We start from the raw sequence: 26,636 nt of genomic DNA on the forward strand, positions 1-26,636 counted from the left end.
TCAGCGAGCCTTGCCGAACTTATTACTTAGCGCGCTCGATGATGCTATCGAGACGCCAACGCTTGGTCTTGCTCAGTGGACGAGTCTCCATGATACTCACGAGGTCGCCAACGTGAGCTTCATTATGTTCGTCATGAGCCTTGACCGTGCGGGTTGAACGGACGACCTTGCCATACAGCGGGTGGGTCGTACGGAGTTCGAGTTCCACGGAAATGGTCTTGTCCATCTTATCGGACACGACATAACCGCGACGAACCTTGCGGGAGTTGCGCTCTTCAGCCATTACTTCTCCTCGGCTTTCGTTTCGGTCGCCTCGGGGGCCTGGCTGATGCCAAGCTCGCGTTCGCGCAGGACGGTGTACATCCTGGCGATGTCGTGCTTGACCGCCTTGAGGCGAGCGGTGTTCTCAAGCTGACCGGTCGCGTGCTGGAAGCGCAGGTTGAACAGCTCTTCCTTGGACTTCTTGAGGAAGCCCTCGATCTCCGCGTTGGTCTTCTCGTTGAGATTCTTCATCGTGTATTCTTCGGATCCGACTGCCATCAGATGTCACCGCCTTCACGAGCAATCACACGGCACTTCATGGGGAGCTTGTCGATCGCGCGGCGCAGGGCCTCGCGGGCGACGTCCTCGGAGACGCCGCCGATCTCGAACATGACGCGTCCGGGATGGACGTTGGCGATCCAGAACTCCGGGGTGCCCTTACCGGAACCCATTCGGGCGCCGAGCGGGTGCTTGGTGAGCGGACGATCCGGGAAGATCGTGATCCACACCTTGCCGCCGCGCTTGATGTAACGGGTCATCGCGATACGGGCCGCCTCGATCTGGCGGTTGGTGACATAGGCCGGAGCCAGTGCCTGAATGGCGAAATCACCGAAGTTGATCTCGTTGCCGCCCTTGGACATGCCGTGGCGGTCCGGGCGATGCTGCTTACGGTATTTGGTCCTCTTTGGGATAAGCATCTTCAGCTCACTCCTTAGTTTCCGATGCCGGTGCAGCGGTGGCGTCCTGCGCGACCGGGGCTTCGATCGGCTGATCGACGCCGGTCTTCACCTGGTTCTGCTGGTTGCCGCGCTGACCATTGCGCTGGCCACGGCGCGGGCGGCGATCGCCGCGACGGCCGTTGCGGTTGTTGCCCTGCTGCGCCTGCTGCTCTTCGAACTCACGCTCGGTCATGTCGCCCTTGTAGATCCACACCTTGACGCCGATGCGGCCGTAGGTGGTCTTGGCCTCGAAGAAGCCGTAATCGATGAGGGCGCGGAGCGTCTGCAGCGGGACGCGGCCTTCGCGGTAGAACTCCGAACGGCTCATTTCGGCGCCGCCGAGACGGCCCGAGAGCTTGATGCGGATGCCCTTGGCGCCGGCGCGCATGGCGTCCTGCTGAGCCTTGCGCATCGCGCGACGGAAGGTCACGCGGTTCGTCAGCTGCTCGGCGATGCCCTGGGCGACGAGCTGGGCGTCGAGGGCCGGGTTCTTCACTTCGAAGATGTTGAGCTGGACCTGCTTGCCGGTGAGCTTCTCGAGCTTGGCGCGGACGCGCTCGGCCTCGGCGCCGCGGCGGCCAATGACGATGCCCGGGCGGGCCGTGTGGATGTCCACACGCACGCGGTCGCGGGTGCGCTCGATGATGATGCGGGACACGCCTGCACGCTCGAGGTCCTTCGTCATCTCCTTGCGGATGGCGTCGTCTTCGAGCACGAAGTCGCGGTAGCGTTCGCCGGCCTTGTTGGAATCGGAGAACCACTTCGAACGATGGTCCTCAGTAATGCCCAGGCGATAGCCAAAGGGATTAATCTTCTGACCCATCTTTAGCGGGCTCCTTCCTTGGTGGCGACGACGACCGTGATGTGGCTCGTACGCTTGTTGATACGAGCCGCACGGCCCTGTGCACGAGCGCGGAAACGCTTGAGCGTCACGCCTTCGTCCACATAGGTCTCCTTGATGTACAGGTCGTTCTCGCGGAACGGCTCGCCGGCCTTGTCGGCCTTCACACGAGCGTTGGCGATGGCGCTCTCAAGGACCTTGAGCACCGGGGTGCTCGCGTCCTGCGGAGCGAACTTGAGGATGGTGATTGCATCTGCCGCCTTCTTGCCTCGGATGAGGTTGACCATACGGCGAGCCTTGCGCGGCGTCACGCGGACGTGACGGGCGATTGCTTTAGCTTCCATGTGTCCTTACTCTCCTACTTTCAGCGGCGCGACTTCTTGTCGTCCTTCACGTGACCCTTGAAGGTACGCGTCGGGGCGAACTCACCGAGCTTGTGGCCGACCATGGCCTCGGTGACGAACACCGGGACGTGCTTGCGGCCATCGTGAACTGCGAAGGTGTGTCCGATGAAATCAGGGGTGATCATCGAACGGCGCGACCACGTCTTGATGACGTTGTGCGTGCCCTTCTCATTCTGCTCGTCGACTTTCTTCTGCAGGTGGGCGTCGACGAAGGGGCCCTTCTTGATGCTACGAGTCATCTGTTCGACACTCCCTTACTTGCGGTTCTTGCCATTAGGACGACGACGAACGATCATCTTGTTCGAAGCCTTCTTAGGACGGCGAGTACGAACCTCACCCTTGCCCCACGGGGAGACCGGCGGCTTGCCGCCACGGGTGCGACCACCATGCGGGTGATCGACAGGGTTCATGGACTCACCACGGGTGATCGGGCGCTTGCCCATCCAACGTGCACGACCGGCCTTGCCGAGCTGGATGTTGGCGTGGTCGGAGTTGCCGACCTCGCCGACCGTCGCGCGGCAGCGGGCGTCCACGTTGCGGATCTCGCCGGACGGCATACGCAGCTGGGCGTAGGCGCCGTCCTTCGCGACGAGCTGCACGGCGGCGCCGGCGGAACGGGCGATCTTCGCGCCGCCGAGCGGACGGAGCTCGATCGCGTGGACCACGGTACCGGTCGGGATGTTGCGCAGCGGGAGGTTGTTGCCCGGCTTGATGTCGGCGTTGGCGCCGGTCTCGATGCGGTCGCCCTGCTTGACGCCCTCCGGGGCGATGATGTAGCGCTTCTCGCCGTCGGCGTAGTGCAGCAGCGCGATGCGGGCGGAACGGTTCGGATCGTACTCGATCTCGGCAACCGTCGCCGGCACGCCGTCCTTGTCCCAACGCTTGAAGTCGATGAGACGGTACTGGCGCTTGTGGCCGCCGCCACGATGGCGGGAGGTCATGCGGCCGTACGAGTTGCGGCCGCCAGTTTTGCTGTTCTTGCGTACGAGCGACTTCTCAGGCGTGCGGCGCGTGAGGTCGGAGAAGTCCGACACGGACGCGTTGCGACGGCCAGGAGTGGTCGGCTTATAAACGCGGATAGCCATAATCTAGTTCTTCCTTTAACTTTTGTCGGCTAACCTTCAGTTACCGAAGATGTCGATCGACTGGCCCTCGGCGACGGTCACGATCGCGCGCTTCTCATTGACGCGACGGCCGTAGCCGGTGCGGGTGCGCGTGCGCTTGCCTGCACGGTTGAGGGTGTTGACGTTCGTCACCTTGACCTTGAAGATCTCCTCGATGGCCTGCTTGATCTGCACCTTGTTCGCATCCGGGGCAACCACGAAGGTGTACTGACCCATATCGGACAGGGCGTAGCTCTTTTCGGAGACGACAGGCTTGAGGATGATATCGTGAGCTGGCTTGTGAACTGCGACCATGAGAATCAGGCCTCCTTTTCTGCCGGCTTCTTCGCCTCGAGGAACGCTTCGTAGCCTTCCTTCGAGAACACCACGTACTGGGCGGTCACCACGTCGTAGGTGTTGAGCTGATCGGCGAAGATCGGATGAACGGTCGGGATGTTGCGCACGGAGAGCCACTCGTTGATGTTGTCACGGGACAGCACAACGGTCGTGAAACCATCGCCGACGATCGGCGTGAGCGCGGAGAGCGCGGTCTTCGTCGACGGCTCGGTGACGCCGAAGTCGATGACGGAGACGCGGCCGTTGTTGGCGCGGTCGGACAGCACGTACTTGAGCGCTGCGGCCTTCATCTTCTTCGGGGTGCGCTGGGAGTAGTCACGCGGGACCGGTCCGTGGACGACGCCGCCGTGGTACCACTGCGGAGCGCGGATCGAGCCCTGACGGGCGCGGCCGGTGCCCTTCTGCTTCCACGGCTTACGGCCGCCGCCGGAGACCTTGGCGCGGTTCTTGACCGCGTGGGTGCCCTGACGCGCGGCGGCGAGCTGCGCGACGACGACCTGGTGGATCAGCGGGACGTGCTGCTGGACCTCTTCGGCGGTGAAGCCGAAGAAATCAGCGGGCGCCTCGATCGAACCAGCGGCCTGGCCCTTGTTGTCGGTGACGTTCAGAGTAACGTTTGCCATGGTCTATCAGGCTCCCTTCACTGCAGAACGGACGAGCACGATGCCACCCTTCGGGCCCGGAATGGCGCCCTTGATGGCGATGACGCCGTTCTCAACGTCCGAGGAGACCACGGTGAGGTTGAGGACGGTGTTCGTGGCGTGGCCCATGCGGCCAGCCATGCGCTTGCCCTTGAGGATACGGCTCGGAGTCGCGCATGCGCCGACCGAACCCGGGCGGCGTTCGTTCTTGTGGGAGCCGTGCGTGCGGCGGTAGGACTTGAAGCCCCAACGCTTGATGGTGCCGGCGAAGCCCTTGCCCTTGGTCGTGCCGGTCACGTCGACCTGCGCGCCCTCCGGGAAGAGTTCGGCGGTGAGTTCCTGACCCGGCTGGAAGTCCTCGACGTTGTCGGTGCGGACCTCGGCGAGGTGGCGGCGCGGCGTGACGCCGGCCTTCGCGAAGTGGCCGGCGAGCGGCTTGGTGACCTTGCGCGGGTCGATCTGGCCGTAGCCGAGCTGGACGGCCTTGTAGCCGTCGGTTTCTTCGTTCTTGACTGCGGTCACGACGTTCGTGGAGACGTCCACGAGGGTGACGGGGACGAAGAATCCGTTCTCGTCCCAGACCTGCGACATACCGAGCTTCTTGCCCAGCAGTGCGGTGCGCTTGGTGTTCGACATAGCGATTCCTCCTCCCTTTACAGCTTGATCTCGATGTTGACGTCCGCAGGCAGATCAATATGCATGAGGGAGTCCACAGCCTTGGGGGTGGGATCCACAATATCGATGAGACGCTTGTGAGTGCGCATCTCGAAATGCTCGCGGGAATCCTTGTACTTATGCGGAGAACGGATGACGCAGTACACGTTCTTCTCCGTCGGGATCGGAACCGGGCCAACCACAGTTGCGCCCGCGTTCGTCACCGTTTCGACGATCTTCTTCGCCGATTGGTCGATGACCTCATGGTCATAGGACTTAAGCCTGATGCGGATTTTCTGTCCCGCCATTGCCTTCCGCCCTTTCTAGCGATTCGTTGATTATTTACCACTAACCTGCTCAGGGCACCGGCGAAGAGCACCCGGAAGACATACACCTCCCGGCTGATCCACATCAGTGCATGGCCACGATGTCCGTCCCTTGCGGAATGACCCGCGCCACGCTCGCTTTTTTGAATTCCAATTATGCGAGCCCTTTTCAGGCAACTGTTATATTCAAGCACCAGCCCCCTACATGGCACAGCCCGGGCGTGTCGCGCATGCTCCGGGAAAAAATCCATCGTCCCTCTGGCGTGCCGGGCTCCGCCAATCTAGGCTGGGGGCCATGCCGCAGACACCTCCCTCCCATTCGGCCATGCCCGGATCAAGCCCCGACGCGACGCGGCGCCGTCCCGTGCGCCGTTCGGTCCGCGACTGGGTCTCGACCGAGCCCGGCGCATGGTCGATCGTATTGTTCCCGTCGATCGCCGCATGGGTCGCGACCGGTCCGACGTGGACCTCGACGTGGCTCGTCGCGCTGTGGGCGGTCTGCTACTGCGTGCAGTTCACGGCCGCACGCTGGTGCAAGTCGCGCTTCCGACGCCGCTACCGGACGCCCGCATTGACGTACGCGCTCGTGCTGGCAACCGCGGGGGTCCCGTTCCTTGTGCTGCATCCGGGGATCCTGTGGTGGGCGCCGGCATACGTCGTGCTGTGCGGCGTCTCGCTGCTCGCCTCGTGGATGCGGCGCGAACGCAGCCTGTGGGCGAATCTGGCCGCCGTGCTCGCCGCATCGGCGATGGCTGCGGTCGTCGCCCCCTTCGGCACACGCTGTCCTGCGCCGTCGGCGACCGACCGGCTGCCGCGGAGGTACGACCCGGCGCTGTTCCCGAGCGTCGGCGTCGAGATCGCCGTCGGCTTCGCACTCGCCTTGTTCGGCTCGGTGCTTTTCGTCAAGACGATGATCCGCGAACGCGGCCATCGCGGCTATCTGCATGCAAGCTGGACCTACCATGCGGTCCTCGTCGCGCTCGGGTTCCTATGCGACATATTGTACGGCGCGCTCGCGCTCGTGCTGCTCGCCCGCGCCGTCGCGCTGCCGCTCATCGCGCGCCGCCGTCCGGTGCCGGTCAAGGCCGTCGGCATCACTGAATCGGTCATGAGCCTGCTGATGCTGATCATGATCCCGCTGGGCGCCTGAGACCCGGGAGGCATTGCACGACGGCAGCGGCCCCGGCGGCATGGCGATGCGCATACGTATATATGTATATGGTGCGGCTCCCGTCCAATCGCTTGGACGGGAGCCGCACCATATATACGTATGCGCCTTCAGCGGATCATCCGCGGGTCGTCGGCCCTTCGGCGGCGACGGCCCGCAGCCATGCCGCTCAGATGCGCTGCGAGGCCTCCTCGGTCGCGTTGACGCCCTCGCGCTCGACGCGGATCTTGTGGCCCTCCTGCTGCGAGACGCCGTAGTAAGCAGCGATCGCGATGTCCATCATGTCCTGGATCTGCGGGATGCGCGGATTCGCCGGCGCGCACTGGTCCTCATAGGCGCGCATGCCAATCTGCTCGAGGATGCTCCAGAAGTAGTCCTCGTCGACGCCGCAGTCCTGGAAGGACTTGTTCATGCCGAGCTTGTTGTCGCGGTAGTCCTCGACGGCCTTCGCGAGGTTCTCGACGCCTTCGGCCGGGGTCTTGCCCGGATCGATGCCGAGGTTCTTCGCGATCTCCTGATAGCGTTCCGGCGCGATGTACTTGCTGTACTTCGGCCACGACGTCGGCTCCTCGGGGATCTGGCCGTTGTAGCGGATGACGTACGGCAGCAGGATCGAGTTGGTGCGGCCGTGCGCGATGTGGCACAGCGCGCCGATCGTGTGCGCCATCGCGTGGCACATGCCGAGGAACGCGGAACCGAAGGCCATGCCGGCCATCGTCGCGGCGTTGTGCATCTTCTCCTGCGCCTTCGTCTTCGCGACGCCCGGCTCGCTGTTGACGGACTCGGCGAGGTTGTCCCAGATCAGCTTGGCCGCATGCAGCGCCATGCCGTCGGTGAAGTCGTTCGCGTAGACGGAGACGTAGGCCTCCATCGAGTGCGTCAGCGCGTCGAAGCCGGCGTCGGAGGCGAGACGGCGCGGCTGCGTGCGCGCAAGCACCGGGTCGACGATCGCGACGGACGGCGTGAGCGCGTAGTCGGTGATCGGGTACTTGTAGCCGGTCTTGTGGTCGGTGATGACGGCGAACGGCGTGACCTCGGAGCCGGTGCCGGACGACGTCGGGATGCACACGAGCTTCGCCTTCTTGCCCAGCGGCGGGATCTTGAACGCGCGCTTGCGGATGTCGAAGAACTTCTCGCGCACATCGGAGAACGCGATCTCCGGATGCTCGTAGAGCAGCCACATGATCTTCGCGGCGTCCATCGGCGAGCCGCCGCCGACGGCGATGATCGTGTCCGGCTCGAACTCGTCGCGCATCATCGCGGCGCCGCGCTCGACGGTCTCGACGCTCGGCTCCGGCTCGACGTAGTCGACGATGCGGAATGTGACGCGGTTGGAGCGGGCGCGCAGCTGGTCGATGACCTTGTCGACGACGCCGAGCTGCTCCATGACCTTGTCGCAGACGATGACGGCGCGTTCGATGCCGTACATGTCGCGCAGGTACTTGATCGCGTTCGGCTCGAAGTAGGTCTTCGACGGGATCTTGAACCACTGCATGTTGTTGTTCCTTCGGGCGATGCGCTTGATGTTGAGCAGATTGATGGCCTGGACGTTGCCCGAGACCGAGTTGCCGCCGTAGGAGCCGCATCCGAGCGTGAGCGACGGCGCGATCGAGTTGTAGATGTCGCCGATGCCGCCGAGCGAGCTCGGCTGGTTCCAGATGATGCGGCACGCGTGCATGCGCAGGCCGTACTCGCGCACGAGGTCGTCGTTGTTCGTGTGGATCGCCGCCGTGTGGCCGGCGCCGTGCTTGAGCATCTCCTCGCACATCTCGAAGCCCTGTTCTTTGTCCTCGAACTTGAGCACGGCCTGCACCGGCGCGAGCTTCTCCATCGTGAGCGGTTCCATCTCGCCGACCTCGGCGCATTCCGCGGCGAGGATCGTCGCGTCCTCGGGGATCTCGAACCCGGCCTCGTGCGCGATGAACTGCGGCGACTTGCCCGGGACGACCGAGTTGAGCTTCGGCGTCTGGCCGGAGTAGGCCGTGCAGCCGAACATGTACTGCTCGAGCTTCGCCTTCTCCTCGTCGCTGACGAAGTAGGCCTTGCGGCGCTTGAGCTCCTTGACGAGCGGGTCGTAGATGTCCTTGTGCGCGATGACCGCCTGCTCGGTCGCGCAGATCATGCCGTAATCGAAGTGCTTGGACAGGATCAGGTCGTTCGCGACGCGCTGGACGTCGACGTTGGCGTCGACGTAGGCCGGGGCGTTGCCGGCGCCGACGCCGAGCGCCGGCTTGCCGGAGGAGTACGCGGCCTTGACCATGCCCGGGCCGCCGGTCGCGAGGATCGTCGCGATGCCGGGATGCTTCATCAGCGCGCCGGTCGCCTCGATCGACGGGTGCTCGATCCACTGGATGCAGTTCTCCGGAGCGCCGGCCTCGATCGCCGCGTCGCGCACGATGCGCGCCGCCTCGACGGAGCTCTGCTGCGCGCCCGGATGGAAGCCGAAGACGATCGGGCAGCGGGTCTTGAGCGCGATGAGCGACTTGAAGATCGCGGTGGAGGTCGGGTTCGTGACCGGGGTCACGCCGGCGACGACGCCGACCGGCTCGGCCACTTCGTCGATACCGAGCACGTCGTCCTCGCGGATGATGCCGACGGTCTTCTGCCCGGCCATGTAGTTCGTGACGTGCTCGCAGGCGAAGATGTTCTTCGTGGCCTTGTCCTCGACGAGACCGCGGCCGGTCTCGTCGACGGCCAGCTTGGCGAGCACGAGGTGCTTGTTGAGCGCGGCGACGGACGCCTTCGCGACGATGCGGTCGACCGTCTCCTGATCGAGCCTCTCAAATTCGTCGAGCGCCTGCGTCGCCTTCGCGACGAGCGCGTCGACCTCGGCCTGGGCGGCCGCTTCCTTGTCCACAACAGGCGTCGCGGCCGGTGCGTTCTTGGCGGCTTCCTTCACATCCTGTGCAGGGGCCTTCTGCGCATCGTCCTTGCGTGCTTCTGCCATGCGATCCTCCTAATAGAATCTGCTGTCGTGCGTTGATCCCAACGCATTGCCGTCCTCGCCACGGGGCATGACCGCCACCGCGACGTGGTGATGTACACAATGTATCGAATATCCGTCGACTTGTCAGCGTGTGTCGTGTCGCTGCAAACTTGTTCGATTCTGTTCTCTTTTCGTGCGTTAAGCTTTCGATATTGACAGATTTACCGCATGATATCCACCAAATGAAACATTTTGTGCGTTTTTCCACGCACACGAACAACGTCGCGGCGACCGCCTGTGGGAAACTTTCACAAAATCTCTTTACTAATGTCACATGCGCTCGAAAACTTCTGTAAAATCGATTTATCGAACTGGATGCGCAGGACGGACTGCGCACGGAACCGACGCGGACCCGAGCAAAGGACACCGATGCCCCACGACGACCACATCCCGGCGCTGCCCGACGGCGCAGGCGAGATCCTCGCGCTGCTGTACCACGGCGAGCCGGTCGCCAAACGCGACATCGCCGAGGCGCTGCATATCAGCGCGCCGACGCTCAACGCGCGTCTGCGCCTGCTCGAGGACACCGGACTGATCGTCGCCGCCGGCCATCGGCAGTCGACCGGCGGGCGCCGCGCGCTCACCTACACCTTCAACCACCGCAGACGCTGCGCGATCGGCGTCACGATCCGTTCGACCGAGATCGTCTGCATCGCCGTCGGCCTCGACGGCACGATGCTCGACGAACGCCACACGACGATCGCCGCGCACGCCGACGCCACGTTCTACGGCAGGGCGGCGCGCATCATCGACGAGTTCGCCGAGCAGGTCGCGGCAGCCGGCACGCCGCCGCTCGGCGTCGGCCTCGCCGTCCCCCGGCACATCAACACGGCGAACAGCCTCGACTACGCGGCGATCGCCGAACGCATCACATTGCCGGTGACGACGACCGAACGTTACTGCGCGTACGCCTTCGCCGAGCTGCGCGCGCGCCCGGCGCTGCGCGACGCCGTGTGCCTGTTCCTCGGCAGCCACATCGGCAGCGCCGTGCTGCAGAACGGCAGTCCCCACACCGGCGCGCTCGAGCATATGCCGCTCGACCCGGACGGCCCGCGCTGCGAATGCGGAGGCAACGGCTGCCTCAACGTCTACTGCTCGTCGGCGAACCTCACCGAGGAGGGCGAAAGCCTGCCCGGGTTCTTCGGCGTGCTCGAGCAGGGCGAGGTCCACCACCGCGATCGCATGCGCGAATGGCTGCGCTCGCTCGCGCACGCGATCGTCGGCATCCGCGCCGTATTCGCCGCCGACGTGCTGCTGTGCGGCCCGATCGCCGGCTTCCTCGACGACGCCGAGATCGCGCAGCTCGACCGCCTCGTCGCCGGACGCCCGGCCGCCTCCCGCACGGACGCGGGCGCCGACGGAGACGGTGCCGCTCCCCCATGCATCGCGCGCGGGCTGTGCGACGTCTATCAGGACGCCGACGGCGCCGCCTACGCGATCGTGCGCGACCATCTGCGCGAGCTCGCGCTGCTGCGCTGAACGGCCGCGGGAGCACACCGGACGGGGATGTCCATTCCCCGGTACCACGCGGTCCGCGCCGCAGCCGGCCGCCTACAATGTTGCCATGCAACTGCCTGAACTCCATCGTTACGCGACGCGCCCAGGACTGTTCTTCACCGACGACGGCGGCGCCGACGTCGTTGCGCGCTCCGAGACCGCCGATCAGCTGTGGTTCAGCGTCCTCGAGCCGATCGACGAGCCGAGCCGCTTCTACAACGAGGCGGTGCGCATCAACGAGGAGCCGACGATCCCGTTCATCGAACAGGTGCACCGCTTCCCGATCTGCACACGCGTGCTCAAATCGCTCGGCGTGCGCGAGACGCTGTTCCGCATGGAGGGCCCGCACTACGGGCTGTGGTACCTGCATCTGGACAAGGCATGGGACGGTATGCACTACGGCTACCGTGCCGACGGTGCCTGGGACCCGCGTCACGGGCTGCGCTTCAATCCCTACAAGTTCCTGCTCGACCCCTATGCCAAGGGCATCGAGGGGTCGATGACGCTCGATCCGGCCGTCTTCGCCTACGACTGCTCGCTGAAGAACGGCCTGATCAAAGGATCGGCGTGGGGCGCGATGAACCGGCTCGACTCCCTCGGCAAGGTGCCGATCTCGGTCGCGATCGACGACCGCGACGTGACGAAGCATGACGCCGACCCGTCGCACCCACATGTGCCGTGGAGCCGCACCGTCATCTACGAACTGCATGTCAAGGGCTTCACAGCGAAGGCGCCGTGGCTGCCCGAGGAGCTGCGCGGCACCTACGCGGGGCTCGCCCATCCGACGACGCTCGCCTATCTGCAGGGACTCGGCGTCACATCGATCGAACTGCTGCCGATCATGGCGAAGCAGTCCGAGGTCTTCCTGCAGGAACGCGACCGCGCGAACTACTGGGGATACTCGACGCTCAACTTCTTTTCCCCCGAGCCGTCGTACGCGACGAAGACGGCGCAGCGGCGCGGCGCCCACGCGGTGCGTCATGAGGTCATCGAAATGGTGCGCGCGCTGCACAGCGCCGGCTTCGAGGTGATCATGGACGTCGTCTTCAACCACACCTGCGAAGGCGGCAACGCCGGTCCGTCGGTGTGCTGGCGCGGCCTCGACAATCTCACGTTCTACCGGCAGCAGCATCAGGGCGGTGAACTCGAGGACACGACCGGCTGCGGCAACACGATCGACTTCACCGATACGCACAACATCACCTTCGCCGTCGACGCACTCAGCTACTGGGCGAAGCGCATCGGCATCGACGGCTTCCGCTTCGACCTGGGCGTCAGCCTCGCGCGGCTCAACGGGTCGTTCACGCCGTACCATCCGTTCCTGTACGCGCTGCGTTCGGAACCGATGCTCGGCAACCTCAAGCTGATCATGGAGCCATGGGATCTGGGCGAGCAGGGATGGCGCACCGGCCAGTTCCTCTCCCCCTTCGCCGAATGGAACGACCGTTTCCGCGACGCGACGCGCAGATTCTGGGTGTGCGAGGTCAACGACGGCGCGCGCGAGGGCGTCGGCATGCAGGAGATGGCGACGCGGCTGTGCGGCTCAGCGGACCTGTTCGCGACCGATCCGGGACGCGGCGCGACGTCGTCGATCAACTTCGTGACGGCGCACGACGGTTTCACGCTCGCCGACCTCACGCAGTACTCGACGAAGCACAACGAGGCGAACGGCGAACACAACAACGACGGCGCGAACACCAACAACTGCGCGAACTTCGGCGTCGAGGGGCCTTGCGACGACCCGCATGTGGCACTGCTGCGCGAACGCGCGCGCATGAACGTGCTCGGCACGCTGATGCTCTCGCTCGGCACGCCGATGATGCTCGCCGGCGACGAATTCAACAACTCGCAGGGCGGCAACAACAACGCGTACTGCCAGGACAACGACATCACCTGGCTCGACTGGGATTGGATCCTGCCCGAGACGAAGACGCCCGAATACATGCGGATGGAGTCGATCTCGCGACTCATCGCGGTGCGCAAGTCGCTCGACATCTACAACCACGAGGACTTCTTCACACGGCTGAGCCAGCTGGGGCTGCTCAAACCGTCGAGCCGCATCCAATGGCTGCTGCCGGACGGCACGACGCCGATGGAGCGCGACTGGTTCGACACGTCAATCCGCTCGTTCACGATGCGCCTGCTGAGCAAGGACGAGCTCGACGTCGCGATCGTCGTCAACGGCGGCGACAAGCCGCTGCGTTTCCACATGCCCCCGGACGCGCATTGGAACGTGCTGTGGTCGTCGGCGGAGACGACCGGTGAGTGGCCGTGCCCAGGCATGCATGAGGAGCGGTTCACTGTCCCGCTCGAGAAGTCGTTCTGGGTCGACCGTGCGATGCGCCGGCAAGGCGACGCCGACGAGACCTTCACACAGATGATGGAGCAGGCGCAGCGCAACGCGGCCGATGCGGCGGCGCGGGACGGCACGACCGTCGCGAGCGGCGCGGCCAGATCGGGTCAATATGTACCGAAATCGGCGCGCATAAGCGCCTCGAACTGGGTGATGCGCGCGACCAGCCGCGGGGACGCAGATCCGACGACGCTCGGACTGCCGAGGATCGGGCACGCGATTCGCAAGAACGTGGCCGATTCGGCGACGCCGTCGTCGCCGATCGGCCACGTCGATGCCGGCCGCCACGGCGCTCAGGCGGACGCCAACGGCGTCGGAACCCACATCTGGACCTTCCCCGCGCTGAGCATCAGCATCCTCATGCAGCAAAACCCTTTCGGCAACGAATAATGGCGATGCTTCACTGAGTGAAAATCTCAGGATACATCGGAACATGGTTCTGGGGGCCATCGACTATGATGCCGAGCGCTTCAGTCGACCATTTGATGGCATCGACTTGTCGTTGCTTGAGTTCTCTGGACATTGTATAGGATCTGATTATCCCAGCGATTTGGTTTCCTATAAAGGGTGATAAGGCTTCAGATTTCTGCTCATCATAGTATTGGTCTATATTGAAAGGCTCCGGTGCATCAAGGCGTCTCAGTTTCTCTTGAACTTCTTGCGGCTGTTCGGCAATCAGATCCTTGACATAGTTGACGCAATGACCAACCTGATCCATTTTTTGTGCATCATGAGATAATAGACTATATTCAATGCAGGAAATGCCGAGCAATATAATCCATGCACAACAGTAACCCAATATCACTACAACCATTTTCGAGATCAAGGTGCTTCGAGTTGTGCAAATCCGAGGGGTATCCTCATCTGTCTTCTCTACATGATGCTCGCTCAACACACACTCCTGTTATATAAAAATACGTCAAATGTTTATGTTCATCATGAAGGAGTTTGCAACACACATCAAACACATATACTACTATTTGACATATTAAATATACCGCAACATTACTTCGTTTCTAAATTATTCTTAATATCTCAACTGCAAACCATACCATTTTGCACCAGGAGCATCTTTAAGAGTATTTTGAAAATCCCAATCATGCCTATTCACTGATTTCTGGCAAATAATAGGGTATGCGTCTACCACCCTCCCATTATCATCTCTTATGACTTTACTGCCCACAACAACCATTGCATGATCGATATGCCCGTCATTCTTCCCTTCTTCCTGCCAGTCGGCATATATTAACGAACCTGCACCAAGACGGTGATAGTTGTTCTCCACATCAAAAATATTTGAATAATTCCTCATATAACGATAATTATTATCAGCGGCACCCCACGTAAAGGAAGTGAAATAATTATGAGGCTGCTTCTTAAATCCCCATCGGTCATCACTTTTGTAATTATGTATGTCTATATCGGTTGCAGGTAAGCCTCCTACATGCAAAACTTGAGAGACAAAATACGTGCATTGAGCACCAGTACAAAATGGTCCAGCAGGATCACTTGGATATTCAGGATTCGTACAATTGCTACCATTTTCTGTCCATTTTTCAGCGTACGTCACAGCTGTGAGATAATCAAACCCTGCCTTTGACTCCATTGCCGCAGAAGGCGCCGCGCTCTCCTCAGTCCGTAGGATAAAAGGAGCATTGTGTGAAACCATTTTAATATCTACCTGTGAGTCCGCAGCTCCAATGATTTCATCTGAAATAATCCGATAACCTGTTTGAACATTTACATCTTTTGCGAGTGTGAGCCTGTGCATATCAGTTGCAGAACTATCTAACACATCACGCTCTTCGTCACCAATAGTAATAGTAACGTTTTTGTTTGGCCTTTGATGTAGAATCGTAGTGATGTCAGCCACGACAGAGTACTCGCCATCATGATCTTCGGCTTTTAATATATTTGCCTTAACTTCCGCACTATCAATTATCATTGTATCAGGTGTCGCAAACTTATTATAACCATTTTCTTCAGCGAGTTTTTGTTGCGTCGAAGACTCTGACCGAAGCCTTGACCGACTAAACGAATAGGTGCTCTGTATCTGACTGGTGTATAGGTTGACGGTTTGTTCTATTTTTTCTTCAGTATCAGCGAAGGCCTCAGCCGGAGTATAGATAGTGAACATAATTACACCTACGGCAAGACAGAATCTGAAAGCCTTTCTACTTGGCATTATACCCCTTCCCTTGTTTTATACGATAGCATGATTATACTATAGGATATATTCACTATAGATTATTCATATTCCATATACTGAGATAAGAACATAACTGTGTCCCTTGAATCAATATATAGCAATATCTTTCATACGATATACTTTTATTAGGGTTATACGCCAAAAGATGTGTCTTTAATCTGAGCTGATGCCTTTTGCCGATTGGCGTGTCGGGGTGTTCATGATGTGTCCGGTCATTATGGCGCCCGGCCGTTTCGTGTGTCCGAAATGATTCCGGAGCTGTTCTCCCGCTTGGTGTCCGCGTCGGTTCATGATCGCGTTGGTCGACTGGTGCCATGCAACGACCGAAATGTTCGTCCCGCGGAAGGACGATGAAGAAGAACGGCAGGACCTCCGGCGGCAAGATCAGGTACCGGTGCGCGGGCTGCGGCGCGAGTACAAGCGCGAACCCGGACAACGAAGGCCAAGGACCCGTGCACCGCGCTGGACCGGCTCATGTCCAAGGACGCACTCGAGACGCATCATCTGCCGGCGCGTACGCCGCAACGCAAGTGCGAGCCGATGTGGAGCCTGATACCGCCCGTACCCAGAGACGGCGTCGTGCATGCCGCGCCGCACCTCGACGGCATCCATCCGGGTCGCGACGCGGTCGCGCCCATCGCCGTCGACGAGACCTCGCACGTGGCGGGACGGCATGTCGCACGCAGCGAGACGTCCGCCGCATGGAAACGCCTCCTGCCGCGTCCGGCGCCGCCCGACACGGTCGTGTGCGACGGAGGCGGCGGACCGCTCAAGGCACTGCACGAGACATGGCCCGAGACGCCCGTGCAGCGCCGCCTGTTCCACATCTGCATGAACATCACCCGACCGGCCGGCAGGCATCCCCGCTACGAGCCGTCCAAGCAGCTGCGGAATCCGGCGATCGCACCATCGAAGGCGCACGACCGGGAAACGGTCGACGAGTGGGGCAGGAACCGGCCGAGATGGGAGGCCGCATGCAACACGTCCATCGACGAACACCGCCGCAACGCCGACGGGCGCGAACACGACGCACATGAGCGTCTCGCCAAAGCCAGGCGCATGCCGCGCAGGCTCGTCGTCAAGGACCAGATGCTCACCTTCCCAGGATCGGGGACATCCCCACGACCAACAACCGCATCGAAAGCATGAACTCACTGATCCGCGCCATGCCGCGCCGGCACGGAGGCCTGAGTCCGGAACGTCGGATCAGGGCCGTGTGCCGGTGGCGCCACCGGCACACCATCTGCCCCGAAAGCCGCGAATGGCTCGTCAAGCATGCCGTCACCGACGAACAGCTCGACCAGTGGTACGAGAACGCATGGCAGAACGATCCCCGGACCTTGCACGACCAGACCGGCATGCCGCAGCGATACGGCACAGGCATCGAACGGAACGACCTCCACAAGAACACACCGTGGCAGGACAACAACTAATCAAAGAGGACACACATTTTGGCGTTTAACTCTTTTATTATTTATAGACTGAAAGAGTTGATACTCTATATACTCACGATTATTCTCAATACTGTAGCTAAATGATGATGCGCCGGTAAGCTCCATGTGCCATGCTAGAAATCATTACCGCCAGATGTTTCGACGCGTTCCATATAGTTCTCGGTGCACGATTCCGCACTGTTGATTGCATACGCCTGCAGTTGTAGAACTATCCTCCAATGGCGCTGCATGCTCTCTGTGCCACTTGTATTGTAGAGGTTCTCTGACTCGTCCAGCAACAACCACCGCCGCTTCGCAAATCGGTACCCCGCATATACAGCAAGCAGGCCACCCGCTATGCGGATGGCCTGCAGGATTGCGAGCAATGGAACGCGCAAATTAACGCTTCGAGAACTGCGGTGCGCGGCGAGCCTTGTGCAGACCCGCCTTCTTGCGCTCGACGACGCGCGCGTCGCGCGTCAGGAAGCCGGCCTTCTTCAGGGCCGCACGGTTCGCGTCGCGGTCGATCGCGTTGAGCGCGCGGGCGACGCCGAGGCGGATCGCGCCGGCCTGGCCGGTGGTGCCGCCGCCGTCGACGAGGACGACGACGTCGAACTTGTTCTCAAGCTTGAGCAGGACGATCGGCGAGTTGACTTCACGCTGCTGCAGCTTCGACGGGAAGTACTCCTCGAGCGTACGGCCGTTGATCGTCCACTTGCCGGTGCCCGGAACCAGACGCACGCGGGCGACGGCTTCCTTGCGACGGCCGGTGCCGTAACCCGGGGCGATCGCGGAGGTGCCGGTGCCGGCGCCGGAGTTGGTCTCGGTGGTGAAGGCGACGGTGTTCTCAGCCTCGGTTTCCTGAACCGGGGAGTTGTTGGTGTTTTCAGCCATGATATCTATCTCCTAACGGTTCACTTTGCCTGCTGCGAGACCTGATCGATCTCGAAGACCTGCGGCTGCTGGCCGGCGTACGGATGCTCCTCGCCAGCGAAGACGCGCAGACGGGTCAGCTGGACCTTGGCGAGCTTGTTCTTCGGCAGCATGCCCTTGACGGCGTGCATGATGATGCGCTCCGGCTTGTTCTTGAGCAGCTCGGCATAGCTGTCGCGGCGCAGACCGCCGGGACGACCGGAGTGGGAGTAGAGTTCCTTGTCCATCTTGTCACCGGTCAACGCGATCTTGTCGGCGTTGATGATGATGACGTAGTTGCCGGAATCGGCGTGCGGAGCGAAGGACGGCTTGTTCTTGCCGCGCAGCAGGTTCGCCGCGGCGACGGAAAGACGGCCAAGCACGACGTCGGAGGCGTCGATGATGTACCAGTCGTGAGTCAGATCAGCTGGCTTCGGTGTGAAAGTTTTCACGATATACCTTTTCTTTGTATTGTGTTCCGGACTTCCCGGACATGCTTGGTTAGGGCGGCGTCCGTTCGGTCTCATTACCGTGGGCTCCCTGAAAGTCCTTATGGCGAGTGGGAAAGCGCTTTGAAGGACCCCGTAGGGAAACACAACAATCCTCTAGTATATCGGCTGGCTTGACAATGACGGACATGCGACGCGCCGCGGATATGCGACGAAACACCGACGACGGGACAAAACCGCGATGTTGAGTGATCATGGATCTGAACCATGTTGGGGACATCGATCAATGGAGGTCGTCATGAACATAGTGGCGAAGAGCCGGTCACTCGCAGAGACGCTGAGGATGGACAGCCGGGAGCATTACAAGATCCCGCCGTATCAGCGGCCGTACTCATGGAAGAACCAGCAGATCGATCAGCTGTTCCAAGACATCTGCGCAGAGGACAACGGTTATTACATCGGCAACATCCTGGTCGCCACGCAGGAGAAGGAGAACGATCCATCCGGCGCGACCTACGAGGTCATCGACGGACAACAGCGTCTCACGACGCTGTCCCTGTTTCTGCTGGCGCTCTGGGAGATTTGCATCGAGTGCAGGGACGACGACGCTGTAACCAGGGAGGATCGGCGACGCGCGGAAAAGATGAGCACCCGTATCTCGTGCCGCCTGATCGTGGACGACAATGCGACGAACCCACGTCTGCAACTGCTCCGTGACGACGCGGCGATCTATCAGGAACTCATCCGCTGCATCCACGCGCGCGACGAAGGCAAAGCGGAAAACCCACATGTCAAGAGGAACCGTGTGTTCATGAAGCGCTACCGCCACATCTTCGACACGTTGAAGGACAAGGACACCTTCCCGGACATGGAGGCGATCTCGGCCTTCTACGACAAGCTCATGGATCTGATGATCCTGCAGATCGAAGCGCCGAACATCGGTGACGCCTTCAACATCTTCTCCTCGCTCAATTCGAAGGGTCTGCCGCTGACGCTCGTGGATCTGCTCAAGAGCGAGTTCCTGAGCATGGACGGCAACCAAAACGATGCGCAGCGGGAATCTTCGCTCGAGACGCGCTGGGAGGAACTCGCCGGGATCTTCACGAATGCTGACGGCGATGTGGATTCAAAGGCGTTCACGCAGTTCTTCCTCAACAATTACGACGCCTTCGAAAGCAGCGCGAAGGGGTCGGTGACGAAAGGCAAGGCGCTGTACCGGTATCAGGACGTGCTCAAGCGCAAGCGGTCCGCATCCCGACTGGGCGGACGCACCTATCTGCAGGAGATGATCGGCCGTGCGCGCGCATACGCCGCTATCATCCGCCTCTTCGACGAGTCCGGCGGATCCAGCGGCAACGAACTGCTCGACGACCAGGAGATCCGGCAGCTGCTCCAGGAACTCAAGCAACTGGAATCGACGCAGGCGTATCCGCTGCTGCTGTTCCTGTTCGTCAAGGCCGACGACCTGCAACTCGATAAGGATAAGCTGTCAGGGATCCTGCGCGCGTTCGTGACGTTCTACGTGCGGCGCAACGTCGCGGAGTACCCGAAGTCGTCGAACATCCGCGCCAAGCTCATCGGCCTCGTCCGCGCCATCGACGGCACGGACGACTCGCTGCGCGGCGAGGACATCGTACGCGCCATCGTGCATACGCTGAAGGACATGAGCAGGAACGACGAGGACTTCGGCGAAGAGATCCTCAAGCGTCCGATCTACGATCAGAACGCGAAAACCACGCGTTTCGTGCTCATCGATCTGGAACATGGGCTGCAGCGGAGCAACCACGTCAGCCTGTCCACGAAGGCGCGCCCTCTCGATCTCGACGACAGGCTCCCCAACGGCAAGCCGCGCTGGACGATCGAACACATCCTCCCCGAAGGCGATCTGCCCGAACATTGGAAGGAACGGATCTCCCCCGACGATCCGTCCGCCGCGAATGATCTCAAAGACGAGTACACGCACCGTTTCGGCAACCTGACGCTCACCGCGTACAACGAGAACATGCAACAGAAGCCCTTCGCCGTTTCCGAGCACCCGGTCTCCGAGAACGACACGCATTACGACCTCTCGAAGCGCGACTACAAGGACAACGGCGAATTCGTCGGCATGCGCAGCCCGCTGCAGATCAACACGAGCATCCCCGAGGACGGGCAGTCCATCGAGGACAAGACGACGTGGACGATCGGCGACATCAAGCGGCGTTCCGCATGGTTCCGCGACGAGATGCTCAAGCGCTACCGCTTCCCCGATATCGACTGAGAGAGGGCGCAGACGCGCCGGCGCGCAGCGACGGATCGTTGAATGGTACGGCAAGGGGCCCGGCGCTTGTATCAAGCGTCGGGCCCCTATGCACGCAATGGCGGAAATCAGGCGTTCATGATCTTCGTGATGCTCTGCAGCAGGTCGCCGCGGAACAGATCTTCGAGCATGACCGCATCGCCGGCCGCGTCAGCGAGCGGAACGCGCCAGTTCGGGTACTCGTTGTCGGTGCCCGGCTGGTTCTGTGCGCGCTTCTCGCCGACGGCGTCGACGATGGACGCGGCGAGCAGCTTGCACGGCGATCCCTTGAGGCCGCGGTACAGCGCCTCGACGATCTCGGTCTCGTGCGCGGTTTCGTCCTGCAGCACCGACGGATCCAGATACCCCTCGTCGGTGAGCATCTGCAGCATCGCGTTGTGCTCCGCGCGGGCGCTCGCCTCGAAGGCCTCGGCACCCTCCTCGAGCAGGCCGAGACGTTCGCGGATCTTGACGTGCTCGTATTCGAGGTAGCCGGCCGCCGGCGGCAGGTCGTGCGTGTTGACCGACGCGAGCGCGTACGGACGCCAATGCTTCGGCGGCGTGAAGACGCCGTCCATCTGCTCGAACCATTCGACGGCGCAACCGAGGATACCGTGGTCGGACAGCGACTTCTGCACGTAGTCGGGCACGACGCCGAGGTCCTCGCCGACGACGATGCCGCCGACGCGGCTCGCCTCGATCGCGAGGATGCCGAGCATGACGTCGTGGTCGTAGTAGACGTAGGTGCCGTCGACGGCCGTGTGGCCCTCCGGGATCCACCACAGACGGAACAGGCCGAGGATGTGGTCGATGCGCACGGCGCCGGCGCAGTCGAACATGCCGCGCACCATCTCACGGTAGGACAGGTATCCGGTATTCTTGAGCGCGAGCGGGCTGAGCGGCGGCTGGCTCCAGTTCTGGCCCTGCTGGTTGAACATGTCCGGCGGCGCGCCGACGGTGGCGCCCTTCGCGAAGCGCTCCGGGTTCCACCACACTTCGGAGCCGAGCGGATGGACGCCCACGGCCATGTCGGACATGATGCCGATCTTCATGCCTGCGGTGCGTGCCGCCTCCTGGGCGAGGTGCAGCTGCTGCGTCGCCGTCCACTCGAGCCAACGGTAGAACTCGAGCGTGTCGGCATGCTGCTCGCGCAGCGCGACGACCTCGGGCGACTGCTTGTCCATCTTGTGGATCCAGTTGTCCGGCTTGTCCTCCGGGGCGCCCCACAGCTCATAGCACAGGCACCAGGTGGCGTAGGCCTCGAGGTCCTCGCCGCAGCGGGCCTTGTATTCGTCGAACTCACGCTGGCGCTCCTGGGACAGGCCCGCGTCGAAGATCTCACGCAGCGCCGGCTTCTTCTCGAGCCACATCGCGTCGCGGTCGATGAGCTGCGCGTCGTTGTTGAAGCGCTCGACCTTCTCGTGCGCGGCGCGGATGCGTCCCTTCGCCTCGCCGTCGATCAGGTTGAACTCTGGGATGTCCTCCGGGCGGATGTACGTGAAGTTCACGAAGCGGCGCGACACCGGCAGGTACGGCGACGGCGTGAGCGGCACTACCGGCTCGGCGGCGTGCAGCGGGTTGACGAGCAGGAAATCGGCGTCCGTGTAGCGCTTGCCGTCGGTGAGCAGCGTGCGCAGGTCGGTGTAGTCGCCGACGCCCCACGAATCCGCCGAACGGATCGAATACAGCTGGGCCATCCAGCCCCACAGCGCGCCGTTCTTCATCGGATCGAGCATCTCGATGCGTTCCGGGGCGCTGATGAGCGTCGCGTTCTCGGAACGTTCGCCGCTCTCGACGTGCAGCGTGTGGTAGCCGACCGGCAGCTCGGCGGGGATGATCAGATCGGATTCGGCGATGAACTTGCCGTCGATCTCGCGCACCTTGGCTTCCGGCATCGCGTTGAGCCTGAGCTCGCCCTCGAAGGGCTCGCCGTTCTCGAGGATCAGCGTGATCTGCGCCGGCTCGGTGATGCCGGTGCGCAGCGTGACATGCGTCTCCTTGCCGACCGTGTGCAGCACGGTCGGGTCGATGAGACGCAGGTTGCGCTCACGCGTGATGTCGGCGATCGCCTTCTCGATCGCCTCGTCGGAGGTCGCGTCGATGCCGAGCGCACCAAGGATCGCGACGAGCGTCTCGTCGGAGATCTCATGGAAATCGCGCGACAGGCCGGTGTAACTAGTTGCAACGCCCATCATGGACGCCAGACGCACAAGGGGTCGTGCGAGGCGTTCCGGGCTTTCTTCCATTTGCTCTGTCATAGCTTCCTAGTGTAGGGCAACAAACGTTGTCAAAACACCGAAACGCGCGCATTCCCCACAGTTTTGCCACAGAACGCGGATTCACTGGGCGAGACGGCGACGCGCGGCATGCACGACCTCGTCGCTCGAATCAGTGCTCAGCCTTTCGAGAATCTCCTGTGACGCGTTCGGGTTAAGCGCTACAGCACGGCGCACCATCGATGACAATACAACGTTCGCATCCGGCTCGAGCTCCGCGCCGAGACGGGAGAGAAAATCGAGCGTGTCGACGTCCATATCCGGGTCCTGCGCGCCCTCGAGGCGCATCTTCCACGACGTGCGCTTGTTGCGCAGCGCCTCGTCGCGCACCGCGGGGATGCCGTCCTTCGTGAGCCTGCCGACGAGCCAGTTCTTGTCGTCGGCGTTCGCGGCGACCGCCTCTCGCACAGCCGGCGATGCGTCCTCGGACAGCTTGACGAGCACGTTCGGGAACGGCATCGTGCTCGCGAGGAACACGCGGTCCTCCTCGGGCGTGTGCGGATTGCCGGCGACGGCCTCGAGCAACGCCGTCGCGCGTGAGAACGCCGCCTGCTCGCCGCGGTCCGGCAACGGACGGCGCGCGAATTCATGCAGCTCGGCCGCGTCCGTCGAATGCCGCAGCCGTTCGTAGGTCGCCGTCAGCGGCTCGACGTGAGGGGCGTCGGCGTCGGCGCCAGCGGCCGTTGCGGTGTCGTCGTCGGTATTCGCCGTCGCCGGGACGTCGGCCGTCGCATCCGCGCCGCCGCGCGCGTCCGCGCCGTCCACCGCAGGCTGATCGTTCGTCATCGGCGCATCGACGGCATCGACGCCCGTCGTTTCGCCAGTCATCGTCTCATCGGTCATCGTTCCACCTCTATCCGTCCGGATCAGTCCGCCATATGCGCATGCGGCCGCATACGCATGCCCGTCCACTCTAGCAACTCCCGTATGCGCGAGACGCGCGCCGCGGGCGCCGCGACTGTGATCGGCGCGCGTGTCGCCGCGCGTCGCGCATATGCTGCGAAGGCCCCGTGCACGCGGCTCCCGGCCGCCCTCGCCGGCATCATCATCCGCATCATCGGCGCGGCGCGTCGGCTGCCCTCCCGACCATCGGCGGACATGCGCCGCCTAGCGTTCCTCGACCGGCCGCGCGACGAGGCCGAGCGGCTCCGGCACGACGGTCGCGTTGAAGGTCTCGCGCACATGGTCGGTGAATCGGTCCTCCATGTCGGTCGGCACCGCGCATTCGACCTCGACGTGGTCGGTGAACGCGGCGTCGAGCTGCGCTCCGTCGACGGCCGCGAGCAGCTGCTGGAAGGCGCCGAGCCGCGCATAGTCGAGACGGACGAGATACCGTCTGCACTGCACGATGCTCGCCTTGCGCGCCGCCTTCACGGCGAGCGACGCGCCGGTCGAATACGCGCGGACCAGGCCGCCCGAGCCGAGCAGGATGCCGCCGAAGTACCGGGTGACGGCGACGGCGCAGTCGGTCAGCCCGTTCGCGCGCAGCACATCGAGGATCGGCTTGCCGGCGGTGCCCGACGGTTCGCCGTCGTCGCTCATCCGTTCCATGACGCGCCCGGTTCCGTCGATGACGATCGCGGCGTATGCGACGTGCCGCGATTTCGGATGCGCCTCGCGGATCGTTTCGACGAATGCGAGCGCGGCGTCGAGGTCGTCGACGTGGCATGCGTCGCCGATGAACTCGGATTTCTTCTCGACGAAGGCGTCGTGCGCGGGCTCGGCGGCGGCGTTGAGGATCGTGCGCGTCATGCCGCCTCCGGATCGACGACGACGTTCTTCTTGCCGCCGGTGAAATACGCGGTGATATCCTCGACGCACTGCCTCGTGAGGTTGCGGTTCGCGCCGTCGGAACGCCATGCGACGTGCGGCGTGAGCACGAGGCCGTCGATCGCGAGCAGCGGGCTGTCCGTCGGCAGCGGCTCCTGGTAGTAGACGTCGAGCGCCGCCGGGACATCGCCGCGTTCGAGACGGCGCACAAGCGCGCCGGGGGCGATGATCTCGGCGCGCGCCGTGTTGACGAACATCGTGCCCGGTCGCAGCGCGTCGAGTTCGGCGTCGCCGATCATGCCGCGCGTGCCGTCGACGAGCGGCATGTGGATCGAGACGACGTCGGCGCCGGCGAACAACGCCTTCATGTCGGCGATCGGCGTCACATCGTGCTCCGTGTAGCGTTCGCGCGGACCGCGCCCCGAATCCCAGACGGTCACATCCATGCCGAAACCGCGGGCGATGCGCGCGACCGTCTGTCCGATGCCGCCGAACCCGACGATCGCGAGCGTCTTGCCGGCGAGCTCGACGCTGCTCACGCCGTCCCAGTCGCCGGCGCGCAGTTCGCGGTCGAGGTCGCCGACGCGGCGCGCGAGCTCGAGGATCAGCGCGAAGGTGAATTCGGCGACGGCCGCGTCGCCGTAGTGGCGCACATTGCAGATGCGCACACCGAGCTCGCGCGCCAGATCGAAGTTGACGTAGCTGGCCACGCCGGTGCCGCCGAACGCGAGGCAGCGCACGGTCTTCGCGAGGCGCCGCAGCATGTCGTCGGAGATATGCACGCCGATGACGATGACGGCCTCGGCGCCTTGCGCGCGTTCGACGAACGTGTCCTCGTCGAGCGTGTAGTCCTCGAACATGCGCACCCGGGCGATGCCGTCGAGCATCGGCAGCGCCGCCTTGAGCGGGGCGACCATGTCCTCGAACACGCATGGGATCGCGAGGAGCGGGAGGTCGGGGCGCGCGGCCGCGGATTCAGGGAGGGTCGGGCCGACCGAAACGGCCGCAACGTCTGGATCGGATGATGCGGCGGCCGGAGGCGCGGTCCTGCATGCGGGCGCCGACGCGCCAAATGCGGCAGCGTGCGCCGGTTCCGTGGGTTCGATGTGTTCCGTCATGGGTTCCACTGTAGCGCCGCCCCTGTTTCCGCCGTGCGTTGGAGGCTCTGCGGGTTGGTCCGGCCGAACCGTTCCGCGGAATCTCATCGGCAGACCGGGAAGGGAGCCACCCGATAGGCGCGACCATGGGCGCGGAAACAGCCCGCTGCCCAATCGTCTCACGACACTGTCCATGAAAACGTTTCATGATTTGCAGGGATTTGCAGAACGTACTACAGTGACGAATCGAGGCTGTGGACAAAGGCGTACCGCGGCTTCACTTTTTCCTCAACCGTTCGGTCTGCTCCGGCACACCCGGATCCACTGAGCGAACGCACACCCCATCCGCAACCCCGTCTGGTCCACGCGCACCGCTGAAGCGACGAAAAAGCCGGAAACGCACTGCGTTTCCGGCTTGGTCCGGCGGAGTCAGAGGGATTCGAACCCTCGAGCCGCTAACGCGACTAACACCTTAGCAGGGTGCCCCTTTCGGCCACTCAGGCATGACTCCACGTCACGCTTCATAAGCGCAACAGGTTGTAAGCATAGCAGCCTTCCCCGACCAGCACAAATCGGCATCATGTTGCGTGTCCCCCGCTCGCACGTCCCGCCCCCCATCCCCACCGAAGTCGGACCGATCGGTTCCGCCGTGCAGATCGCCGAATCCGTTCGTAGACGGACACCGTCGCGACCCGTTCCGCCACATAGGGCCTCCACTCCGTTCGGAAACCGGCCTCCTTGCGACCCCATCCGTCGCGCGCGCCGACGAAACGACCCGGAGACAGACCCCGGGACGCCCCGAACCGTCGGACCGGCCGACAAGACCGCCCGCACACCTATCCATCCGCGGGGGCGAGCCGACGAACCGACCCGCCCCCGCCGGACTTTCATTCGAACAAATG

General features: G+C 62.8%; 26 protein-coding genes and 1 tRNA gene. 6 read left to right on the forward strand and 21 right to left on the reverse strand.

What is annotated here, in order from left to right:
- Nucleotides 1–22: 22 nt before the first annotated feature.
- From rpsQ to rpsJ, 11 genes are read right to left on the reverse strand one after another with little or no spacing between them, the layout of a single operon-like run.
- Entirely contained in the window at nt 23–283 is a 261-nt protein-coding gene (rpsQ, locus tag B1400_RS00530) for a 30S ribosomal protein S17 (RefSeq protein ID WP_024540966.1), read from the reverse strand.
- Nucleotides 283–540, reverse strand: coding sequence for a 50S ribosomal protein L29 (rpmC, locus tag B1400_RS00535; RefSeq protein WP_024540967.1), 258 nt, complete (start codon nt 538–540; stop codon nt 283–285). Before rpmC ends, rpsQ begins: the two co-directional genes overlap by 1 nt.
- Nucleotides 540–959: a 50S ribosomal protein L16 gene (gene rplP, locus B1400_RS00540; RefSeq protein ID WP_004268585.1), complete on the reverse strand. Its 420-nt coding sequence runs from the start codon at nt 957–959 to the stop codon at nt 540–542. The genes rpmC and rplP overlap by 1 nt, the downstream gene beginning before the upstream one ends.
- Before the next feature lie 7 nt (nt 960–966).
- On the reverse strand, nt 967–1,803 hold the full coding sequence (rpsC, locus tag B1400_RS00545) for a 30S ribosomal protein S3 (protein ID WP_095612554.1): 837 nt from the start codon (nt 1,801–1,803) through the stop codon (nt 967–969).
- A gap of 2 nt (nt 1,804–1,805) precedes the next feature.
- A complete protein-coding gene (gene rplV, locus B1400_RS00550; protein ID WP_024540969.1) occupies nt 1,806–2,165 on the reverse strand; it encodes a 50S ribosomal protein L22 in 360 nt (119 codons plus the stop codon).
- Between the two features lie 20 nt (nt 2,166–2,185).
- Complete coding sequence (gene rpsS / locus B1400_RS00555) at nt 2,186–2,464, reverse strand: 30S ribosomal protein S19 (RefSeq protein ID WP_022858217.1); 279 nt, start codon at nt 2,462–2,464, stop codon at nt 2,186–2,188.
- A gap of 15 nt (nt 2,465–2,479) precedes the next feature.
- A complete protein-coding gene (rplB, locus tag B1400_RS00560; protein ID WP_095612555.1) occupies nt 2,480–3,310 on the reverse strand; it encodes a 50S ribosomal protein L2 in 831 nt (276 codons plus the stop codon).
- A 36-nt stretch (nt 3,311–3,346) separates the two neighbouring features.
- The gene (rplW, locus tag B1400_RS00565; protein WP_026644635.1) at nt 3,347–3,643 is read right to left on the reverse strand and encodes a 50S ribosomal protein L23; all 297 of its coding nucleotides are present in this window, start codon (nt 3,641–3,643) and stop codon (nt 3,347–3,349) included.
- A gap of 5 nt (nt 3,644–3,648) precedes the next feature.
- Nucleotides 3,649–4,308: a 50S ribosomal protein L4 gene (rplD, locus tag B1400_RS00570; protein ID WP_095612556.1), complete on the reverse strand. Its 660-nt coding sequence runs from the start codon at nt 4,306–4,308 to the stop codon at nt 3,649–3,651.
- A 6-nt stretch (nt 4,309–4,314) separates the two neighbouring features.
- The gene (gene rplC, locus B1400_RS00575; RefSeq protein ID WP_095612557.1) at nt 4,315–4,962 is read right to left on the reverse strand and encodes a 50S ribosomal protein L3; all 648 of its coding nucleotides are present in this window, start codon (nt 4,960–4,962) and stop codon (nt 4,315–4,317) included.
- A gap of 17 nt (nt 4,963–4,979) precedes the next feature.
- Nucleotides 4,980–5,288 carry a 30S ribosomal protein S10 gene (rpsJ, locus tag B1400_RS00580; RefSeq protein WP_095612558.1) on the reverse strand — a complete coding sequence of 103 codons (309 nt, stop codon included), beginning with the start codon at nt 5,286–5,288 and terminating at the stop codon, nt 4,980–4,982.
- A gap of 343 nt (nt 5,289–5,631) precedes the next feature.
- On the opposite strand from rpsJ, the gene B1400_RS00585 reads away from it, so the two are divergent.
- Nucleotides 5,632–6,456, forward strand: a complete 825-nt coding sequence (locus B1400_RS00585; RefSeq protein ID WP_095612559.1) for a YwiC-like family protein — start codon at nt 5,632–5,634, stop codon at nt 6,454–6,456.
- A 187-nt stretch (nt 6,457–6,643) separates the two neighbouring features.
- Here B1400_RS00585 and adhE read toward each other — a convergent pair whose 3' ends face one another.
- A complete protein-coding gene (adhE, locus tag B1400_RS00590; RefSeq protein WP_095612605.1) occupies nt 6,644–9,373 on the reverse strand; it encodes a bifunctional acetaldehyde-CoA/alcohol dehydrogenase in 2,730 nt (909 codons plus the stop codon).
- Nucleotides 9,374–9,829: 456 nt separating this feature from the next.
- Between adhE and B1400_RS00595 the strand changes: the two genes are divergently transcribed.
- Together B1400_RS00595 and glgX are read left to right on the forward strand one after the other, a co-directional pair.
- On the forward strand, nt 9,830–10,939 hold the full coding sequence (locus B1400_RS00595) for an ROK family transcriptional regulator (RefSeq protein WP_162288140.1): 1,110 nt from the start codon (nt 9,830–9,832) through the stop codon (nt 10,937–10,939).
- Between the two features lie 85 nt (nt 10,940–11,024).
- Entirely contained in the window at nt 11,025–13,700 is a 2,676-nt protein-coding gene (gene glgX / locus B1400_RS00600; RefSeq protein WP_095612561.1) for a glycogen debranching protein GlgX, read from the forward strand.
- Between the two features lie 10 nt (nt 13,701–13,710).
- Here glgX and B1400_RS09390 read toward each other — a convergent pair whose 3' ends face one another.
- A complete protein-coding gene (locus B1400_RS09390) occupies nt 13,711–14,202 on the reverse strand; it encodes a hypothetical protein (protein ID WP_133064567.1) in 492 nt (163 codons plus the stop codon).
- Between the two features lie 135 nt (nt 14,203–14,337).
- Entirely contained in the window at nt 14,338–15,447 is a 1,110-nt protein-coding gene (locus B1400_RS00605) for an amidase domain-containing protein (protein WP_157909599.1), read from the reverse strand.
- 546 nt (nt 15,448–15,993) lie between these two features.
- On the opposite strand from B1400_RS00605, the gene B1400_RS00610 reads away from it, so the two are divergent.
- Together B1400_RS00610 and B1400_RS00615 are read left to right on the forward strand one after the other, a co-directional pair.
- Nucleotides 15,994–16,668: a hypothetical protein gene (locus B1400_RS00610; RefSeq protein ID WP_051198364.1), complete on the forward strand. Its 675-nt coding sequence runs from the start codon at nt 15,994–15,996 to the stop codon at nt 16,666–16,668.
- Nucleotides 16,665–16,952: a hypothetical protein gene (locus B1400_RS00615; RefSeq protein WP_051198366.1), complete on the forward strand. Its 288-nt coding sequence runs from the start codon at nt 16,665–16,667 to the stop codon at nt 16,950–16,952. Before B1400_RS00610 ends, B1400_RS00615 begins: the two co-directional genes overlap by 4 nt.
- A 399-nt stretch (nt 16,953–17,351) precedes the next feature.
- Here B1400_RS00615 and rpsI read toward each other — a convergent pair whose 3' ends face one another.
- Nucleotides 17,352–17,846 (reverse strand): 30S ribosomal protein S9, encoded by a 495-nt coding sequence (gene rpsI / locus B1400_RS00625; protein ID WP_026644641.1) that lies wholly within the window; start codon nt 17,844–17,846, stop codon nt 17,352–17,354.
- A 20-nt stretch (nt 17,847–17,866) separates the two neighbouring features.
- Nucleotides 17,867–18,316, reverse strand: a complete 450-nt coding sequence (gene rplM, locus B1400_RS00630) for a 50S ribosomal protein L13 (protein ID WP_026644642.1) — start codon at nt 18,314–18,316, stop codon at nt 17,867–17,869.
- A gap of 295 nt (nt 18,317–18,611) precedes the next feature.
- On the opposite strand from rplM, the gene B1400_RS00635 reads away from it, so the two are divergent.
- A complete protein-coding gene (locus B1400_RS00635) occupies nt 18,612–20,573 on the forward strand; it encodes a DUF262 domain-containing protein (RefSeq protein ID WP_162288141.1) in 1,962 nt (653 codons plus the stop codon).
- A 107-nt stretch (nt 20,574–20,680) separates the two neighbouring features.
- Here the strand turns inward: B1400_RS00635 and malQ are convergent, their stop codons facing one another.
- From malQ to B1400_RS00665, 5 genes are all read right to left on the reverse strand, one after another.
- Nucleotides 20,681–22,849, reverse strand: a complete 2,169-nt coding sequence (malQ, locus tag B1400_RS00640; RefSeq protein ID WP_095612564.1) for a 4-alpha-glucanotransferase — start codon at nt 22,847–22,849, stop codon at nt 20,681–20,683.
- 81 nt (nt 22,850–22,930) lie between these two features.
- Nucleotides 22,931–23,653 carry an AbrB family transcriptional regulator gene (locus tag B1400_RS00645; RefSeq protein ID WP_095612606.1) on the reverse strand — a complete coding sequence of 241 codons (723 nt, stop codon included), beginning with the start codon at nt 23,651–23,653 and terminating at the stop codon, nt 22,931–22,933.
- A 321-nt stretch (nt 23,654–23,974) separates the two neighbouring features.
- Nucleotides 23,975–24,619, reverse strand: a complete 645-nt coding sequence (locus B1400_RS00655) for an IMPACT family protein (RefSeq protein WP_095612566.1) — start codon at nt 24,617–24,619, stop codon at nt 23,975–23,977.
- Entirely contained in the window at nt 24,616–25,554 is a 939-nt protein-coding gene (locus B1400_RS00660; protein WP_235607240.1) for a D-2-hydroxyacid dehydrogenase family protein, read from the reverse strand. The genes B1400_RS00655 and B1400_RS00660 overlap by 4 nt, the downstream gene beginning before the upstream one ends.
- Before the next feature lie 604 nt (nt 25,555–26,158).
- Nucleotides 26,159–26,245: transfer RNA gene (locus tag B1400_RS00665), tRNA-Ser, on the reverse strand.
- Nucleotides 26,246–26,636: the final 391 nt, after the last annotated feature.

The sequence above is a fragment of the Bifidobacterium italicum genome (assembly GCF_002286915.1).
Classification (GTDB): Bacteria; Actinomycetota; Actinomycetes; order Actinomycetales; family Bifidobacteriaceae; genus Bifidobacterium; species Bifidobacterium italicum.